We start from the raw sequence: 19,644 nt of genomic DNA on the forward strand, positions 1-19,644 counted from the left end.
GCATTTCCATGAATGTCTGTTCCTCTTGGTGTCACCCGGGTGGTATCCTTGATGACTTGCCCAGCTTCGCATATCGCTCGAAATCCACTCGTTTTTGAAAACGGTCACCAATCCAGGTAATCTTAATTATGTAAGATTTATCCCCTCCCCCTTTTCGCTCCATACCTACACTCACTTGCTCGATCGCTCTACTACGGCCCCCTTTCAATGAAATCCATGGTGTCCAATCCATATTCATATAGTTGTATCATGTAACCTGCGCCATCGATTGAGAAGGGATACATTTCCATAGGCATGGGATAAATTCTTGTAATTTTATATTCTGTTTATAAATTCAATCCACAAAAAAGAGCCCTCGAAAGGCTCTTCTTCTGTTTCCTATGTAACAAGTGACGGCCGATTCATCCCATTGAACTTAGATGCTCATGCTTTAATTTCCATGCGCCGTCGGCATCTCGAACGAATACGTTCGTTGCTCTCCCGCTCCCGGTCGTGAATTTCCCCTGAAAATACCCCTCGTAGCGATAAGTATAAATACAGACAGCCGAATGTACATCAGTCGCAATCCACACCACGTCCTCCGCCCGGTACACCTCATCCCGAATGACGTCCCAAGCGTGCTCGAAATAGGCCCTGATTTCCTCCAGGCAACAGCAAGTCCGGTCCGAGAACCAATACACCGCTCCCTCATCGAGCAGCCGGGCTACCTGATCAAAATCATGCGTATTCGTAGCCGCTATGTAAGCCTCAAATGCTTTTTGATATGACATTGTTTCGCACCTCCTACCTTATATCCTACTTGTTCTTCAGGATCCACGCCACGATTCTAGCAATCTTTATGGTATGATATGTAGGCAATTTTATTCACAAAAAATAACAGGTGAACGCCAATGATGAGCATCGCTCAATTCGCAGAACGCACCGGCATGGTTCCCAGTGCGCTTCGTTTCTATGAATCCAAGGGGATTCTGGTTCCGGCTGAACGGCTGGAGAACGGTTACCGGTATTATGGGTTTCACCAAATTCACGAAGCTAAGCTTGTAAACAGCCTCCGTCAATCAGGCATTAGCCTTGGGGATATCCGGTGTTTCCTTGAAGCCGAGGAAAGTACGCGTTCCGAGCTGCTTGCGCGCTGGCGGCGGGAAGCTGAGGCCCGTCTACTCTCGGTCCAAATTGCGAGTCAATATTTAAACGGAATGGAACCGGGTCGCGGCAGTCTGCATCTCATCAATTGGGAAGAACCCCTAACCGTGATATGGCAGCCGTTTTTGGTAGACAAACCAGTAAACTCTTATTCGCGGGAAATGAAACAAGCGGCAGCCAGGCTCCATGACCTCAACATTCGCACGCAAGGCTCCAGCTTGATCAAGGTGATGGACTCCCTCCAGCACGCGGTGCTAATTGAAGTCGGATATCAAATTTGTACGGAACCCTCTCGGAAACCAACGCCTCCTAAGACGCCCTCCGAAGCGTATCTGGAGTCCATCCCCCCTACCTTGTTCGTATCGGTGGACAGCTCATGGGAGGACACCTTCGCATGCATGCGAACGATCCGCTTCCTTCAGAAGTTCGGTTTCGAACCTGCGGGCAAGCGGCTGGAGCGGCATTATCCCGATTCTCCTATATTCGAAATCATGATTCCTGTCATGCAAACTCGCTTCTCTTGACCTTCAAGTTACTTGAAGGTTTATACTGGGATTGTTCCATTTTCCAAAACTTTCTTATAGGAGGATCAAGCGAATGGCTGGATTACGGCTGGATGATTTCGATGGAGGTTTTATCATTGCCCCATGGGATCGGTTCAAGGAACTCATCGAATGGTATAGCAAGCATTTGGATCTGAAAGTGACATACGAAGAGGATTACCCGGTCGAAAAAATGGCCACCCTTACTTTCCCGGCACTGGGATGCATACATATCAAGTCAGTGGAGCATGACCACCCGCATTTTGCAGTCGATTGGGGACAAAACGGAAATGTTCGCTTCTGCTTCACCGCAACGAATCTTGAAGCTGCACACGCCTATTTTCGCGAACAGGATATTCAAGTGACCGATGTGACCCAAGGTCCCTTTGACCGTACCTTCGATTTCTTCGATCCGGCTGGCAACCGCTTAACGGCAATCGAACCGGAGCCAGGTACGGAGGCGTTGGTTGCTAAAGCACCGGACGCACGCTTTCCGTTCCAAGCGATCCCCCGCTTTGGCGTTGACCGGCTGGATGAAGCCATTGCGTGGTATGAGGCTAATCTGGGCGGCAGAGTCGAACGGGTCAGTGAGGATGGAACCTCCGCGACCGTAATTATCACCACCGAGGGCGCACCGCTCTATCTGGAAACCGTTCGGACAGACCGAACGAAGGGCGCACTTACTGTAGCTGCAAGGCCTTATTGGGTAATACGGAAGAAGGCGGACTTTTTTGAGACTCATAAACGTTTGCGGGAACAAGGATGGAAGGTTACTGATTTTGCCGGAAATCCGAAGTTTCTTGTCATGTTCCACACCTACGATCCATATGGCAACCAGATCAATGTATGGTGTTACGAAGACTGTTAGTTCATGATTGGACACATCCATGAGTGATTCCGCGTGTATGGCTTTTAGAGTTGAATCATCAACAAAATCTGACCGATCTTCATGATCGGATCCCTTCTTGAAAGGGCTGCAAGGATCCCTAAAGATGACCGCAGCCCTTATCGTATCGTTCACATACTTTTATTTTTAACACTTGGTTTGAAAATTCGCCTTTCCTTCCAGGACGGCATTCAAGAATGTCTTCGACTTTTTCAATCGCTTCTGGATCTCTTCAATTTCTTTGATTTTTTGTTCTACCATTTTCGTCTTTGCCTCGTATGACAGGTTAAGTTGTTGATTGACTAACAAACTTAATTCTTCTATAGAAAAGTCTACCGATAAAAGTACCTTCACATCATCTAGAAAATCCACAATCTCTTCGGAATACATTCGATAATTATTTGCATCTCGTTTAACGAATGTGTCCGGAATTAGGTTCTTACGTTCATAGAATCTCAACGTCGATATGGGCAGACCCGTTAATTTTGAAACCTCGTTTATTTTCATCATAGGACCTCTTTTATCTCTTGCTATAAACCTAGGTTCATAGTTCATAATACGAAATATGATAACGAACGACATCCACAATGTCAAAAAAAATCGATGTTATCAAAAGGAGAGGTTCTATGTTTAACCATATTCAAAATAACGATTTCGCCAATATCGTTATGGGCCGACGTTCTGTCCGTAATTATGATGAGAACTTTAAAATATCGAAAGAAGAGATGAGCGACATGATTTCGGAAGCCAGTTTGGCTCCATCCTCTGCAAATATGCAGCCTTGGCGTGTAATTGTAGTCGATACTCCGGAAGGAAAAGAAAAGCTAAGACCTCTTGTGAGGTTCAATACGTTACAGAATGATACTTCATCAGCCATGTTATTGATTTTTGGCGATACCCAAAGCTATTTATATGCTGAAGAAATTTACAATACAGCTGTGGAACAAGGAAAAATGCCGGCAGAAGTCCGAGATCGTCAACTCGAAACCATTCTATCCCTGTTCCCGACTCTATCAAGAGAAATGAAAGTTGAAATTGCAAAAATCGATAGCAGCCTCTTTGCCATGCAGCTCATGTTAGTAGCTCGTGCGCATGGGTATGACACGAATCCAATGGCAGGCTTTGAAGCTGATCAGTTAGCAAAAGCATTCGATGTAGATGAAGAACGCTATGCTCCAGTCATGGTCATTTCAATAGGAAAAGCCAAAGAAGATGGACATGAGTCCGTTCGATTAGAGCCTGACAAGATTACATTCTGGAGATAACCCTGTTCCGTAATCGATATTCACCGTTCTTTCTTCAAAATAACTTTAGACTCAACCGCAGGTTTATGCAAACCGAAAAATCAATCTAAAAGAAAACGGCAGCCGGTCATTGTGATCGGCTGCTTATGATGGTTGAACTAGCAGCCGAGGTGACATCGCCGGGTCCTCATTCGTAATATCCTTGCACAGCAGGCAGTCTCTTATACTCCTCCCGCTCCTCCACCATGCCGATGATATTATCAACCAGCATGGTCATCCGTTTACCTTCTTCGCTCTTATCGCTTTCGCTCCATGCAAAGTGGTAACTTCCATTCGCTATCTTGACCGTCAGGTCAAAGCTCTCATGCGGCTTTTTATTGCATGCAGTTATATTATATTGATTTGTATCACCTCGAAAGAGAAGAACAAATCTGTCGCCAAGAGGTCGTGCATACATAGTGGCGCGAAAAAAAACGAGCAGACAATCATTCGTCCGCTCGTTCTGTAATTCAAACTCCTTCATCCGTCTCATTCTCGGGAGTCTGCTCTTGCTCTTGCGAAAGCGCGCTTTCGTCGGACAGCTCATAGGAGACACCATCCACTACGACCTTTTCGACTAGGGACACGTCAAACGCCTGATCCAGTTTCACGGTGACCTGACTCGTATAAACCTGGTTTGCCGGAGTGGTACCGACGTTATCCGAGGACTCCACGTCCTCACCATCAACAGGATCAGACGTGTTTTCCCCTTCTGTTGTCCCGCTAGTCGGATCCGCCTGGTTCCCGGATGAATCCGTCTCTGTTCCTGATGGATCGGCATCCGCTTCCCCTGTGGTTTCATCCGTGCACACCCGCGATAATTCAGGACTGGCCGCTTCAAGCAGCGTGCTTGCATCCTTGCCTATAATCTGTAGTTTGTCCACACTGAAATCCCGGCAAGCCGCCGGCTGTTTAAAATGGAAATTCAGCTTGGTGCTTCCCGCCTGCTCGCCTTCCTCCACCACCGTCGCCGTTAATAAAGGCTGCTCATCTACGGTCTCCGAAGAAGCCGGCGGTACCGTAACCGGCGGCGTAACGGCCGGATTCGGATCGGCATCGCCGTCCGCGGGACCTTTGCCGTTTTGGATCATCATGAAGGCAGCGCCAGCAACAACGATTACCACAAGCAAGGAAGAAGTGATTTTTACGAACCGCGAATGCCGGCGAAACCATCGCACCAACGGCGAAGCCAACTCGGCCTTAACCTGCGCATACACCGGTTTGAGGATGGGTGCAGGCGAACTGAAATAAGTTTTTACGTAATCCTTATTTTTAAAGGCTTCGCGGTCGTGGATTTTGAAATAATCGATGATGGCGGCGGCATAAGCGGGAACAAGTCCGCGCGGTCTAACGAATACCGGCTGCTCGGCAGACCACTGAATATATTGGTATACCACGTCCGGGTTCTTGCCGTATCTGTGCAAGTAATCCAGCAAGCTCCGGTAGTCTACCGCACTGGAATTGATATCCGTGCAGAAAGCCAAGGTTATGCTCTCGAAATTGGACGGCTCCACATGATGCTGCAGCCACTTCCGCATGATATGCTGGGTGCGCTCCCGTTCCTCTGCCGAGAGTTCCGCCAGCACTTCCGCTCTAACCTCTTCATGGCCGGACCACTGGTGAAGGGCCAGCATGACCGCTGCTTTGGACCGAATCCGGGAATCGAACCGCTCCACCCAGCCTTTGAACTCCTTCGGCATTTGCAGGAACCCGATATCCATCAGCTGCTTTTGGCTTAATTGCTCAGGCTCCAGCTCACGCAAGAGAAAGAGGTTGGCTGCATAGATCATCCGATCCGCAAAGGCACGCCCGCCTTGATAACGGCCGATTCCCTTTTGCGAATCGCGTTCCAGCGCATCCAATTGATCCAGTACGGCATTGACCGTTCTCACCGGATCCGAATCCTGCTGAAGCTTATCGATAAGCTGGGCTTCCGCAAGCCGTACATAATTCTCCTGCTCCAGCAGGAGAGGGTGATTCCGAACCCACAAGCCGATCAAATCCACGAGGTCTGCGGGCGTTGCCGCTTGCTTCATGCGCGTTTTCATGTAGGGATCGAACATCAGCGCCGGAAGCCCCGGACTGGTGAGTACCCTGGCATAAAAGGCCCAGCTTAGAGACGGGCTGCCCTCCAGCAGCTCGTAAATCGCCCTGGTCGTATCCTGACGCTGCTTCGATAAGGCATTATTTAAGGAGCGGATAAAATATTCCACGATCCAATCGTTATGTTGCCGGGGATTGATGCCGTGATAATCCTTCAGGAATCCCGCGATCGCGGCATCCGGAACATGCCCGCCTTTGACGAGCTCGAACTCCTTGGCAAACAGGGCAAGAAACAGCTGATCCAGACGTTGCTTCGCATCCAAGGCGCCTGCCGTCTGCAGATAGAGCAGCGAAGCACGCAGCACGGCATGTTTATGCTCATGGTACAGGCTTTCATGGCCTTCTTCGATCTGGAACAGCATGCATAAATCATCATAGCTGTCTAGCGAGATCTGATATACCGGCTCCATGTCCGCAAGCATTTGCTCGGCGAAGGCAAAAAAACGTTCGGACCGATCCGGGTCCAGCAGCGTATCCCAAGCAAAATCAAGATAGGGCTGCTCGGACCATTTCAGATCGGCATTGATGACCCGGCCGGCAGCGAGCTCAAACAAGTAATCCTTCTCGATGCTCCGGTCATTCAGGCGCAGGCTGCCCTTCTCCACGAACATGAGATGAAGACCCTTCTTGCTCTGCGGCTCCTTGGCATAGGTTACGAATCCAAGCACCCGGCGCAGCGCATAGGGCAATCGGCCAAACAGCACAAAGAGCAGCTGCTCCGCCTTCGCGGACAACTGTTCCACCGGGACATCCAAAACGATGTATACCTTTTTCTTCCCGGCAGCCGCGGATATGCAGGCATAGATCAGCTGCTTGAATACTTTCTCGTTGATCCCGAGCTCCTCCAGCAAGGCTGGCGTCCTCTCGGACGAGACAGCGGTAGGGGAATCGGCCTGGACTGGAATCGCAGGAAGCTGCGGCAGATCCACGCCCTCTTCGATATCGTAATGATCGGCAAAAGCCGCCTGAAGCCATGTCCGGTAAGCGTTATGCTCATCTCGATGGAAGCCTTCCGGAATGACGTAATGATGCGTAAAAAAGGCGCTGCGCAGCCCCGTGAAATCCGCAGGCTGAAACACGCTTCGGCCCAGCACCGTTTCCCCTGATTCGGTATGGAACAGATGAAGGGCAGCCGGATAAGACGCAGCGTCCCGTTCACTGCGCGCCGTCAGTTCGGCAGGTGCTTCGTATTGGCAGAAGGGATGCAGCACCTTTTTAATAAAGGAAGCCTCCAATCCGGACGAACGGGCCACCGTATCAAAACCTTCGGCCGAGCGGAATATGCCTCGCCGCTCCCGCGTGTACATCTGCTGCTGTATGTTTCGGGATGGGAAATCCGGCACTAGTCTTCCCTCCCCTGAATGTACTTCAGCTTGTATAGAAGCCAGATGAACGGTTCATCCACCCGAATCGGGCTGACCACGCTCTGCAGCTTCTGATCGACAGGGTTGCTGCCCAACGCCGACACGGCAAAATAGGCGGTATTCGAAAAGTACACATCCATCGTCCCTTTGAACGGACGGTCGACCTTTTCGATAAAACGGCGGATTTCGCCGTCAATATTTTCAAACTCGGTCAAATTCAAAAACTTGCGATGCACCACATTGTTAAAAATATTGCTGTTCAGCTTCACATATTCGCCATCCTCATCCTTAAGCGCATGAAGCATATCGCTCTTGGTCAAGACGACGGCCGTCGGAATATCCGTCTTGCCCTTGTCCTCATAAGCGATGAAATCGCCGAACATGGTCAGCACGACATCGCGCGGCTCATCATACTGGGATACCCACTCCCCGGGCTGATCGCCGAATTTCAAACGGATTTTTTCTCGAATGGAGCGAATTTGGAGCGGATCCACCATAAACAGAATGCCCGCGGAATTCTTGATATGCTGTCCGTGAAGCCCCAAATAATCCTCATCCACCATGCCCTCGCCCGCCACGTCAAAAAATACGAGCGTCAACGGCGGCTTCGACTCATCCTTGAACACGAATTGGAAAATAAAAGGCTCCTGCATTTTCTCCTTCTGCGTAGACGCCAGCAAATCCCCGCGTTCAAACAATGGCTCCTCATAGCCGGTGCGGAACTTGCGGCTGATCTCGGCATTCAACGGCATGCAGGCTGCATCGAAATGATCTGCCGTCGTATGCTGCAGCGTATGAATCAGCGAAGTCATATAAACCGATTTGCCTACTTGCGAGGCACCGATAATCGAGATAATGTTGCTTGGCACCTTCCCGGCGGTTACCGGCAGTTCATTGTGGCATTTCGGGCATAACCTTCTGCGCGTGACGATGCCGTAACGGTCATTCAATCCAACCAGGACGTGCTCCGAATAAATGTGCTGCTCCTCCGGGATGTCGCTCGGACGGATGATCGCTTCGATATCATACACCGAATCCAGCCCGAAGCGTTCACGGTAACGATTCAGCTCCTCATCTTCCCCAAGCGCATAATCCTCGTCATCCTCGCGGTCGTGGGCAGCCCGGAAGACAACCTCCTTCGGAGCAAACTTACTGAAACAGTAAGGGCAGACAATATCATAGAACAGCGGCCTTGGCTCCGGCTCCGGTTTTTTCTTGAATATATCAAAAATGCCCATCTTTCGTACCTCCCTCTGGACCCTATGAAATACACACGGACTCGCTTATCGTGGTTAACCGTGTGTTCATCGGTCTCTATCTGTACACCAGCTCATATCGTTGTCCGTATTTCTTGCCGTCCGTAAAAAACAGGCGAACGTAATCGTTTTTGCCCACCTCGATTGCAGGCAGATCGTTCCGGCCGGCAGCAAAATCCGTCACGAACGGGTACAAGATGCCGTCTTCCTTGTTGACCGGATAAGCGCCCTGCTTCTTCACGTAACATAAAGCTTCCTTCGGTACCGGCACCTCTGCCGTCACCTGGATTTCGATCGTCTTATAGGGCTGCAGCCAGCGGCTTTTTTCGCGAATGGAGTAGACCAGTTTCGCTTTGCCGGTACTGAACCGAATGCGGTTCGCTTCATCCTCCTGCCTGATTAACGCCATCTCTCCGTCTTCGGAAGACAAGGCGTAGACCGTGTACGTGATCTGGCCGATCCCGTCAATCCGGTCGCGATACCCGTTATTCGCCTTATACTCGTCACGGGTGTATAGACGCATCCCGCCTGGCTGCGAATCGCCCGCAGGCTGGCCGAATCCGTCGTCCATCGCACGGTGGATGTATACCGCTTGAAGTCCCGGCGGCCAGCTCCAGCGGAGCGTGCAGTAACCATCGTCTAGTTGATAGCTTAATCCCTGAATGACCCATTCTCCGGGCTCCGCATGTTTAAACCGCATCTCGAACGCCCCCTGCTTTAAAATCCTCGGCTTGTTGAATCATTCGGCCGCTGCCCTCTTCCCGTTCGGCCCTGCCGCTGCACGTTGCGGATGATCTTGCTGCTCTCCTTAACCGGAATCACCAGCGTGAACAAAGCGATGATCCCCGCGAGCAATAGGCAGGCGATCAGACGAACGGAGGCATCCCCGATTTCCTCGCCGGAGAGGCCGTATTCCAGAACCACGCCTGCCAGTACGCCCGATACCGCACCGCCGATGCTGAAACTCAGCGCAAGATGGCGATTGTCAAACACCGTGCCGAGGGCCAGGCCCATGGCAGCGCCGATGAGCAGCATCGCAGCGATTCTTCCGATCTGATGATACACGCTGTCTTCCATAGCGCCCGTACGTTTCGTCAACAGCGAACGGTCTCCGACGTCGTCATAGATTTTCTGGAAAACGAAAGACAAATCCTCCGCATGCTGAACGTCGTAATATTGTCCGCCCGTTTCCGCCGCAATCGTCTGAAGCAGCCGGGCACCGTCCGGGTTGACAAGGCTGAGGCCAATCGTATTTACCGCGATTTGCTGCTGCTTGTACTCCGCAAGCACACGATCATGGTCGGTTTCGCTAAATCCGTCCGACAGCATGATGACCATGGCGCTTCGGCCGGCATCCCGGCTTTCCTGAATATGCGACATGGTATCCTCCAGCGCAAGACTGATGTCCGTACCGCCATCGTTCGTTGCCAAACCGTCGATTTCCGCGATGATCTCATCCTTGGTTTCTTGGTTATTCACGCGCGTGAACGGCTGCAGTAACGTCGTTGCATGATCAAACACCATCACGGATACGCGGTTATCCCGATCCATGCGGTTGATCAGATTTTTGGCTGCCGTGTACCGATCCTGATTCGGATCCGTCTCATTCATGCTGCCCGAATTGTCAATGACCAGCACGATATCCTTCACGGGCTTAGCGCTGCCCGGGTTCAACTGGTACGCCCATTCAAACAGCATGCCAAGCAAGAACAGGGCCACCAACGTGGACGGTATCAGCAGCTTCCATGATGTGCCCGTGTACCGCTGTCTCCATGAGCTTCCGCTCAAACGGGGGGAGATCAGTTCTGCGATTAAACAGGCCAAGCCGATGCATAAGGCCAGAATCCCAAAATAAATCCCCGTAACCACGATGACAGGAAGCCCTGTCCCCCACTGGCGAAGCAAAAACTCCCCAATGGCAAATCCGAGTCCCCCACCGACCAGGCTAAGCAGCAGCAGGAGAGGGTTTAATTTTCGTTGCACAATACACGCCTACTCTCTGTATCAGAATCTGAGAACGCTAACGCAGCTCGGGAAGCTGCGCCGGTTCCATGCCATGAAATTCATAACCATTTGCCGTATAGGTCTCGTAGTAGGTTCTGCCATTCCGGTAATACATCAGATCCTCCAGATGGAAACCTCCCATCAGGTTCAGCTTCTCGACCCCGCTGGAGCGCTTCTCGTGCACGATGCCCAGCTTGTACACCCGTAAAGCTTCATCGGCATGGATCGCATAGCGGACGAATTCGCTGTCGGCATCGCCGAAGAAATATTTTTCCTCATATCGATGTTCCTGCGTATAATCAAGCAGCCTGACCAACGTAACGGAGTTCTCCTCCAGCATCCGGTATAACACCTTAAACAGGTCTTCCTTGGCCAGCACCTGCTTGTTATTGTAGTCGATGGTGACGTTCGCCCGCCGCAGCAGTTCTTCCTCGAAGGTCTGCACGAACGGCTCTGCCGTCAATAAATCCCTCAGACATACCCGGATCAAGTTCGACAGGATCGGTTCGATCCCTTCATGCGTAACGGCGGAGAGATTGCCGACATACCGTTCCTCGAAGAACACGCCTTCGCCGCGCTTGCTCTCCAGCTCCAGCATCAGCTCCTCCGTCACGAGGCCGTAATACTCCATCAGGTTCTGGCCGATATAATCGTCTGCGGCACGGATGCTGGAACGGGCCGCCTCCAGCAGCTCCGCCTCCAGCTGATCCAGCATGCCTGCCTGTTGTTTGTACTGACGGTGAATACGTTCAAGCTCCGTCTCATACCGCCTGTAGAGCTCAAGCTCCGTTTCCAGCTGCAGCAGCTCATATTTGCGCCGATAGACCTCGCCTACGAAATATCGAATGAAATGGCGCACATTCTGTTTATCCCGAAAAGGAAGCTTCTTAAACGGCTGGCTTTCGACGCTTTCCTCATAATAGCGGTTTAGTCCGTCCTGCTCGGTCTTAAGCAAGCTGCCGAGATCCCGGATTCGGGATCGAACCGCTTCAAGCAAAATGCCCGCTCCGGCTTTATCGCTCGTCCACGCTGCAATTTGATAACAACCGATTTGCAGGTGAGTCGCCAAAGATCGGCGCAGCGCATCATGCAGTTCTTCTGCGTTGCTCATATCGCTCAGTCTTTTTCGGGCAGCTAGTTCGTAATTGTCGTGAAAAAACTGCCGGCAGCCATCTCCGAAGAGCGCCTCTTCCGCCTCGCGAATATTCATTCGCTTCAGCCCGGCATAACTGACGGGATGCGACATCATGCCTTTCAGTCCGTCCAGATGCTCGGGAGCCGGCAGCATCCGGTCCGCTCTTGCTGTTACGGCCTCCGAGTCAAGACCGAAATAGGCCAGGCATTCATGAACCTCCGGCTCCGGCCTGTTCTTCATGCGAAGCAGCAGTCCGCGGCACAGATGGTAAAGGACCGTTAGCGCAATCGGCTCATTGGGCCTCTTCACCCGGGCAAAGCCGGCGGAGACAAAGCCTTGGCGGCCGGATTCGGTCATGATATTGCTTTTGAATGACGTATTGTTGTAAATGCCTCGGATTCCGTCATAGGTCTCATCCTTCTGCTTCCGGTTCTTGAGCAGGCCCAGGTGGCAGATGATATCGTAGATATCCTGCATGCCGGCGTAACCCGAGATGCCGCGTTCATTCTTGTCGGACAGCACATAGACGAGATCAAACAATGGGGATGCCGGGTGGACGACCGGAATCGTCAGCCCGTCCTCCGTTACCTGCAGCGGCGCGGAGAAGCTGTATTCCCTGCTCTGGATCAGCTCCAGTTCCCGCAGAAACGCAACGCCCACGGAGCTCGCATAGCCGTAGGATTCAATCTGCTCCCTTTCATTAATGAGCGCGTACAAATCCATCTGCACCGACTTGAACGACTGCTGGAAGATGGATTCGGCCAGCAATGAAATTTCCGGGATAAATACATTAAACGGGTCATCGACCCGTGTAATGACAGACAGATGAACCCGGTCAAACGAAGCATAGCTGCGTCCAAAGTCTGAAATATGGTGGCTTAACTTCCGAATCGCTTGATTCAACCCGGACAGATAAGCCGGGTTCCGATAAAAGCCCTGGTACAGCTCCTTGCGCAGCGATTTGGATGCGGCGTCCGACTCCGGCAGCTGCAGGTGATATCGGTGAAGCCGACCGGAGAGTCCGGAGCCTTGGGGCTCTCGTCCTTCGCTCCGGTCCGTGCCTACATGAAAATAAACGACGCTGGCGCTGTTATCCCATTTGCGATCCTGTATTTCCATGATCGGTTCGATGGCGGACGCTGTCTTGTCACCTATGAACAAGTATACCTCCGGGTAGTGGATGCTGCTCTGATCATCCTCCATCAAGGTAAGCTGCTCTTCCGACCTGGCATAGCCGGCAGCATACTGGCGAAGAATCTCCCTCATCGTCTATTTCAACCTTCTTCGGATGTCATTTAATTTCGAAGATACCTGTCTGTAGAACTGGTATCGCTCTTCGCCGTCCGCAAGCTCCACCTTCTCGTATTCCAGCCGGTCGCGCGTTTCCAGGAACCGTTCGGCCAATTCTTCCAGCTTCGTGAGCAGCGGCGTAATATCCTCGGAAGCGGTCAGCTCCTGATCGCGGCGGGAGGATTTGCGAAGCAGCGTGCTGCGGCTTTTCTCATCCAGCTGACGGAAATGCTTGTAGACTTCATACTCTACGTCGTTCACGCTTTTCAGCAGGTTGGCAAACGGCTCCCAGGAATCTTCCTCCGGATCGCGATCATAAACGAAGAGCGCACCCTTCTTGGTGATCGTCCCGGTGTACAACGCCTCGATGAATTGATCAAGCCACTTCTCTTCATTCTGATTGTCGCTGATCAAGAGCTCGAATTCCGTCATTTTGGCCGCGATGGCAGCATATTTCTTCAGCTCTTCCCGCACGATGCGGATCATTTCCGGCGAACGGATCAAATTCTCCTTGGCCATTTCCTCGTGGATGCTGTTGAAAATATCCTTGGAGCCTACCCGCTCCAGCCCCTCGTTCATCAATCGCTTCAGCTCGGCCCATGCCCGCTTGACCTCGCCAAGGTTAGGCTTGGGACTATCGAGCTGCAGATCATAAGCGCGAAGCAGCTCATTCAGATCAAACGGCTTCGTAAACACGACCGCATAGCGGCTGCTCGTATTCTGGTCAACGTCCTTCTGGATGACGACCTTATACTCAAGCGCTTGGCTGAATTCGGACCGAACCCGGGCATTGTACTCCTGAACCCGCGGGTTGACGTAGGTATCCCCCCAGGATTTTTCGGGAATCGGCGATGGCAGGTACGTCCAATTGTTGCGGTCCGTCTGCACCAAGTGGCGTCCAACGCCTTCCTTGTCCATGATCGTGCGTTCGTAGCTTTCCTCATAAACCTTCAGCGGCGTGTAGACGAACAGCGGCACGCCGTTCTTCGTATTCAGCCAGAAGATCCGGTTCTTCACTTCGCTTTCCTTCACGGTGAAATGGGATTTTCCGACCGAATTGTTCTGATAATTGCGAATCCCCTTCAGAATGCTCGGTGCCTGTACCGGCACGGACACGAAGCCCCAGGAAGGGAAGTACAGATTGCCTGCGCTGTTGCTCAGATGGAAGACCGGCACGGCTTCGTCATCCAGCTTGCTGGCGATATTGCGCTCGACGAATTTCTCGATGGAATCCTCCTGACCGAATTTCATGACCAGGAAATCCTCCATCGAACGGGTAATCAGATCGCCGAATTTATCGGTAAGAAACTCCGAAATGGAACGGACGACATCGATCTCCTGCTCCCGGGTCCAACGATTGGCATGACTCAGCAGCTCCTGAGCGAAATCGCGGATGAGATCGTCCACATCCTTCTGATCCATGATTTTGTTGATGACGTCGGAAATGTCGGGCACACTCACCAGGTTCCAGTAATACGTCTTGTTCCCTTTATGATCCTGCTGTTCTTCCCCGTTCACGAGTATATCGCCGTTCTTGGCAAAAATCGAATTCAGCGCATTCAGAATCTCCGTATATACGCTATAAATCCGGTTATTCTCCTGGTTCAGCAGATCGTATAAATCCTCGTAGAATTCAATCATCTGCTCGGTGCGTTCCACATCGGCTTCCAGCCAATATTCGTTGATTTTGGCTTCGATATAAATGTTCTTCTTCTTGTCCTTCGAGACAAAAGCGCTCTTTGCATCGCCCAGACGATCGATCGCCTGTTCTCTGGCCGACTCGATGTCCCGCGGTATGCGGGTCAGATTCTCCCGCAGCGCTTCGATGTAGGACAGCAGCATCTTCAGCAGGCTAAAGCCCTTCTCCGTATAGATCAACCGCGATACGTAAAACGGTCCTTGCTGCGGATGCAGGAACATCCGGCGAATTTGATCGCTGAACTGAGCCACGATCTCGCCCGGCAGCTGCTTCTTCGCTTTGATGTATTCCTCGCGGGCTCTGGCCAGAAAATTCTGTTCCAGCTCCGTGTCCATATTAATGACCTGGTTCTTCACCACGTTCGCGTAGCTGAGCCGCTCGCTGTTCTGGTATCCGGGCAGCGGCTCCGGTACGCGGGATTCGAAGTTCTTGGTCATCGAGTCCAGGTCAATGCCCAGCTTGCTCGCAAATTTCTCGACGTCCTCCTGGCTCGGCGCTTTCTCGAACATGGTTTGCATTTTGCCGAAGACGCGGTATGCCAGATACGTCGTCATCTCTTCGATCGGCAGCACGGCCGATGATGCGCCGATGATGTTGTAGTCGTAATTGGCAGGATACGCCTTGTTCATCTGCGCAATATTGGTGCGGATGTTGCTGATATAGTCATGGATCGCAAATTCTTCGCCGGACTGTTTCTCCTCGCTGGCCATGAAGTTCGTGATGTTCTCCGCTGTAACGTTCATGCAGTAATCGTAGGCATTCTCCAACAGCTTGCCTTCCGTATTCGTAGCGGATATCAGATGACATAGATTAAATGGCGGCAGCGGAGAGTTCACGTTCAGAATGTTGCCGTACTGCTGCTTGAACCGTTCGCCTCTGGCATCCACGTTCATCCAGTAGTCCAGCTCTTTGAGCGCGGCGTAACCGTTCTTCTTGATGTATTCGCGCGTATGCTCGCTCAAGCTTTTGTTCGCCAGATTGATATCCGGCGTAAACAGATAGCCGAGCGTGTTCACGCGGTCGATGCCGGCAGAGCCGTGATCGCGTTCGATAATGCCGCGAACGATATAGGCGATGTCCAAGAAGCAGCCGCTGCCCGTACCGCCGGACAGCCCCGTCAGCAGGAAGACCATCAGCTTTTTGTTCGTGCCGACCGACAGTGTTTTGATCTTCTTGTCGATCGCCTGCACCACTTGGGTAATCTTCGTGAACAGGAGCAAGCGGCCCGCCTGGCGTACGCCTGCTGCCCCGTTCATGCCGTCGGTAATGCTCAGCTCGGGCGACAGCCAATCCGTAATGTAAGGCTCCAGGATGCTGCGGTTCTGGAGAAGGCCTCCGATCTCGGCATTGGAGAGAAGCACGAATTCATTGATCGGATCCAGTCCGATCCCTTTGTAGCGTTTATTCTTATCTTGTTCGTTGGTCTCGAAAGCCAGAAACTCGACGTTATCCGGCTTGTCCATTCTTTTCTTGGACAACGGATCTTCCGGCAGCTTGAAGCGGCGGTTAATCTGATATTTCAAGCGCAGCAGCGCATCGATCCCCGTCCCTCCAAGTCCGATAATGAGGATCGGATTGTCGATGGTATCCACTCGTATTTTCTCGCTGACAATGCCGCCTCCGAGTGAAACGTCAAGCTGTTGTATATGTTCTCTAACTACCGGTTTCATAACTTCCCCTCCTGATAGGTCATGGCTTTAAGAGGTAGTTCAAAAAGTGCGTTTTCGATAAATCGACCTTTTTGAACTCGCACTTTAAGCCAAATATTCGAATAATATCGTTTTGTCCACCTGCTGAAGGGAAACTCTCAGCCGGTCTCCGTTCTTCAGCTCCGTCCCGTTCGCTACATCCAGAGCGCGGCCGGATTTCTCAATCACGGCTGAAGAATTGTTCTTCAGTATAATGCGGTCGTTCTTGCCCGGCATGAATAGGATCTTTTCGGTTTCCTTCAGCTCCGGAGCAAGCTGGAGAAGTTGATGGAGATTGAACTTCCCTTTGAACGAAGTCAGCTTCTTGTATTGCGGGGATGTCTTCTCGCCGGTGTTCTCATCCCTGATCTCAATTACAATTTGGCCGACAAAGCCCTTGTTCGCTTTCTTTATCGCGCCGAGAATGAAATAAGCTGCCGCTCCAACAATGAGCAGCGCCGCGATGCCAATGATTACGGGCCATAATGGAAAAGGTTTCGCATCCTCGCCCGCTGTCATCTCCTTCTCGCCATTACCCGAACCAGAGGCTGCCGCTTTCGCGCTTATCTTCACAGGCGGGCTTTCACGGTAGAAGCTCTGCTCCTCCGCACGCACCCTCAGCTCGTAGTCATGCTTCTGCGGAATCTTGTAATCCCCTACAAAGCTGCCTTCTTTGTTCTCTAGTTCGACCTCTGACTCGTCTCCGGTGTCCAGGTCCTTGATCAACAATTTCGCCGTCATATTGCCGTACTGTTCTTGGTCCTGCAGCTTCTGTCCATTGCTGACGAGGTATGCGTTAATGTCAATCGTATCCCCGGCCTTTACCTTGGAAGACGGCGGAGGATCCATAGCCAGCTCCAGGTCGTAGTTGAACACGAGGTTGATGTCGATTTTGTCCTTCGATACGCCTTTCACCTGAAGCTTCCAGTCGCCTTGCTGCGGCTTCAGCAGCTTGAGCAGCGAATAGGAGTTGGACGTGGAGCGCAGCACACTAGCCGAAGGAATGCTCTGCTCAGTACCGTCGGGATCTACCAGCTTCACGTCCACGGGGCTGGAGGACATAATGGAAATATTCGCTTCCAATACGTTGGCATTCGGCACGCGGACCGTAACCTCCTGATAGCTTCCGTTGCCGGTAATCGACTGTACCGGAACGATCTTGAGCTGCTGGTGGCTGGCAAAAATCTCGCTTAATATTTGCGGAAGGTCATCCGCCGAACTGGTCGTAAAGGATTTGCCCCCCGTTTGGTTAGCCAGTTCAGCCAGCGTTTCTTTGTTCAGCTTCCCGTCGGCATTGAGTCCGATCGTATAAATCGGAATACCGCTTCCTTTGGCCTCCTTGACGGCTTGGTCCAACTGCTCTGACGCTTCCTTGCTCGTCCTGCCCGTATTCGGGTCCAAATCATTGTTACCATCGGCCAAAACAACGATCATCGGCGCATGAGCAGGGTCCATCCCCTGCTTCAGCACCTTCACGGCTTCATCGAGACCGACGGACATATCGGTGTACGGTCCGCGATCCAGCTGATCGATAAATTCCTTCAGCGCGGTTTTGTCCGCCTCCGACTGAATTTCAAGCAAGGCTTTCTCCCGCTGAATCCGGTCAGTATAGGAAACGATGCCGACCTTGTCGCCGGTTGTCGCCAGCATGTCGATGAACATCTTCATCGCTTCGCCGCTAATCCGTTCCGGATCGCTATTTTTCATCGAATTGCTGGCGTCCATCACCAGTACGGCATCGATGTTGGAGCCTTGGGAGGCAGCCGCTGCCTTAGGCAAGGCCCCTCCGCTCCAAGTCATGATCAGCAGCACTGCTGCCATCAGAGAGAGCAGCCATTTATTTTTACGTTGCATAGATTTACTCCTTCATTCATTTAATCGAGCATCGGCGGATGTCTCGGTTCGTTCGTCAGAGACTAGTCTAACTGTAGGCAATAAGTCTTAAAATCACATGAAAGGAAGCTTAAAATAATAATCGAAAACATCCATATTTCTACTATGTTTATATAGAAAATACCATGCCAGTCACTAAAATATCCCAGCACTATGTCCATATGATATAATTATACCTGCCAAAGTTCAACAGCATCAGTCGTGTCGCCCGGACTTAGGACACAAGGCTCACCCGCCATTTTTGAACCAATTTCGATACCGAAAGGAACCGACATATGATTACATACGGATGTCTCGGGATTTTGTTTCTTTTTGTCATCATCAAGATCACGGCCTATTCCAAGCGTAAGAAGAACGCCCCGACGCCGGAGCAGCTGCAGCAGACTCTGCTTGAAGCGGCCAACTCCAAGAGGGAACAGCATGGATAAGAAAAAGCCGGTGCAACTTCGCCCCTATACTAAAACGAGATATGTCTACCAAAAGTTAAGGATTTGCAAACATTGCCACAATTTCACGATTCTTTGGGAGGACAGCTGCGCTTTCTGCAAACGCCAGTCCCTGGTCCCCGTTATGGAATTTGCAGAAGGTATGGCCAAACGTTCCGTGCAGAGCGACCGGCTTCTTTTCTACATTATAGGACTCTCCGCCGTGCTTCTCGGTCAGACCTTCTTGCAGATCGCGATCGCCTTTGCCTGCATGCTGATCCTGCTTGTATGGTTATGGCTGATCCAGCGGCGAATGCTGGATTCCGAGACCCTGCACGCTCTGGACAAGCTAATAAGAAGTCATCGAGAACAGATTCTGGATGGCCTCGATCTGAACAAAGCGACGGCCTCTGCCGCCATCAAGGAAGATGCTCAGCTTGGCTTTGAGATCGTCAGGGAAATTGCTTCCTTGGTTCGGAATGACCGGATCCGCCTGCAGCAGATCGTCCTTCTGCAAAGCTTCAGCCTCCGCAAGGATATGGATCTTGAACTCGAGCCCCTGCTTCTGGACGAGTTTGATCCAGACCTGGCCGCCTATATCGGGGAAATCGCCAAAATTAAACGCGAGCTGATCAACAGCAAAGCCATTCGGTACCTGCTCGATCATGAAGCTGACATTTTACGGATGGAGCATGGCAGGCAGATTATGATCGACGCTGCCGGAGCAGCGGTGCGGAAGAAAAAATATATCGATACGTTTCCGGATTTCATTAGCCGCTATGCGGATGGATTGCCAAGATACCGCTTCCTCCGCTTGTATCAGATCGTGCGCCGCAATCCCGGCTTGTCGTGGAACGGCCTTCGGGATCGGGTATCGGCGATTTATAATGAACATTACCGCTCGGACCCTGATTTTCAAAAATGGGATTAGAG

At 51.6% G+C, this 19,644-nt stretch carries 15 protein-coding genes; 5 read left to right on the top strand and 10 right to left on the bottom strand.

The features are described from left to right. Positions 1-401 precede the first annotated feature (401 nt). Positions 402-770, bottom strand: a complete 369-nt coding sequence (locus tag BMX45_RS26990) for a YybH family protein (protein ID WP_090913384.1) — start codon at positions 768-770, stop codon at positions 402-404. 123 nt (positions 771-893) lie between these two features. On the opposite strand from BMX45_RS26990, the gene BMX45_RS26995 reads away from it, so the two are divergent. Both BMX45_RS26995 and BMX45_RS27000 read left to right on the top strand, forming a co-directional pair. Beyond that, positions 894-1,667, top strand: coding sequence for a helix-turn-helix domain-containing protein (locus BMX45_RS26995; protein ID WP_175495212.1), 774 nt, complete (start codon positions 894-896; stop codon positions 1,665-1,667). Between the two features lie 73 nt (positions 1,668-1,740). Beyond that, positions 1,741-2,553: a VOC family protein gene (locus BMX45_RS27000; RefSeq protein ID WP_090913387.1), complete on the top strand. Its 813-nt coding sequence runs from the start codon at positions 1,741-1,743 to the stop codon at positions 2,551-2,553. 165 nt (positions 2,554-2,718) lie between these two features. On the opposite strand, the gene BMX45_RS27005 is transcribed toward BMX45_RS27000, so the two are convergent. Further along, the gene (locus BMX45_RS27005) at positions 2,719-3,078 is read right to left on the bottom strand and encodes a MerR family transcriptional regulator (protein WP_090913389.1); all 360 of its coding nucleotides are present in this window, start codon (positions 3,076-3,078) and stop codon (positions 2,719-2,721) included. A 119-nt stretch (positions 3,079-3,197) separates the two neighbouring features. On the opposite strand from BMX45_RS27005, the gene BMX45_RS27010 reads away from it, so the two are divergent. Beyond that, positions 3,198-3,836 (top strand): nitroreductase family protein, encoded by a 639-nt coding sequence (locus tag BMX45_RS27010; protein ID WP_090913394.1) that lies wholly within the window; start codon positions 3,198-3,200, stop codon positions 3,834-3,836. Positions 3,837-4,002: 166 nt separating this feature from the next. Here the strand turns inward: BMX45_RS27010 and BMX45_RS27015 are convergent, their stop codons facing one another. From BMX45_RS27015 to BMX45_RS27050, 8 genes are all read right to left on the bottom strand, one after another. Beyond that, complete coding sequence (locus BMX45_RS27015; protein WP_090913396.1) at positions 4,003-4,338, bottom strand: hypothetical protein; 336 nt, start codon at positions 4,336-4,338, stop codon at positions 4,003-4,005. Further along, positions 4,325-7,300, bottom strand: coding sequence for a GAP1-N2 domain-containing protein (locus BMX45_RS27020; RefSeq protein WP_090913398.1), 2,976 nt, complete (start codon positions 7,298-7,300; stop codon positions 4,325-4,327). Before BMX45_RS27020 ends, BMX45_RS27015 begins: the two co-directional genes overlap by 14 nt. After that, the gene (locus BMX45_RS27025; RefSeq protein WP_009589557.1) at positions 7,300-8,559 is read right to left on the bottom strand and encodes a hypothetical protein; all 1,260 of its coding nucleotides are present in this window, start codon (positions 8,557-8,559) and stop codon (positions 7,300-7,302) included. Before BMX45_RS27025 ends, BMX45_RS27020 begins: the two co-directional genes overlap by 1 nt. Before the next feature lie 76 nt (positions 8,560-8,635). After that, positions 8,636-9,277, bottom strand: a complete 642-nt coding sequence (locus tag BMX45_RS27030) for a beta-mannanase (protein ID WP_090913400.1) — start codon at positions 9,275-9,277, stop codon at positions 8,636-8,638. A 17-nt stretch (positions 9,278-9,294) separates the two neighbouring features. Next, positions 9,295-10,560, bottom strand: a complete 1,266-nt coding sequence (locus BMX45_RS27035; protein ID WP_090913401.1) for a vWA domain-containing protein — start codon at positions 10,558-10,560, stop codon at positions 9,295-9,297. Between the two features lie 37 nt (positions 10,561-10,597). Beyond that, positions 10,598-12,982: a transcription initiation factor TFIID gene (locus tag BMX45_RS27040; RefSeq protein ID WP_090913403.1), complete on the bottom strand. Its 2,385-nt coding sequence runs from the start codon at positions 12,980-12,982 to the stop codon at positions 10,598-10,600. A 3-nt stretch (positions 12,983-12,985) separates the two neighbouring features. Then, on the bottom strand, positions 12,986-16,375 hold the full coding sequence (locus BMX45_RS27045; protein WP_090913405.1) for a tubulin-like doman-containing protein: 3,390 nt from the start codon (positions 16,373-16,375) through the stop codon (positions 12,986-12,988). A gap of 84 nt (positions 16,376-16,459) precedes the next feature. Then, positions 16,460-18,247: a vWA domain-containing protein gene (locus BMX45_RS27050; RefSeq protein WP_090913407.1), complete on the bottom strand. Its 1,788-nt coding sequence runs from the start codon at positions 18,245-18,247 to the stop codon at positions 16,460-16,462. Positions 18,248-18,561: 314 nt separating this feature from the next. Here BMX45_RS27050 and BMX45_RS31480 point away from each other — a divergent pair, with 314 nt between their 5' ends. After that, a complete protein-coding gene (locus tag BMX45_RS31480; protein WP_009589533.1) occupies positions 18,562-18,714 on the top strand; it encodes a hypothetical protein in 153 nt (50 codons plus the stop codon). Between the two features lie 142 nt (positions 18,715-18,856). Beyond that, positions 18,857-19,642 carry a hypothetical protein gene (locus tag BMX45_RS27055; protein WP_254778291.1) on the top strand — a complete coding sequence of 262 codons (786 nt, stop codon included), beginning with the start codon at positions 18,857-18,859 and terminating at the stop codon, positions 19,640-19,642. The last annotated feature ends 2 nt before the right edge of the window (positions 19,643-19,644 follow it).

It is taken from the genome of Paenibacillus sp. cl141a (genome assembly GCF_900109305.1).
Classification (GTDB): Bacteria; Bacillota; Bacilli; order Paenibacillales; family Paenibacillaceae; genus Paenibacillus_AQ; species Paenibacillus_AQ lautus_A.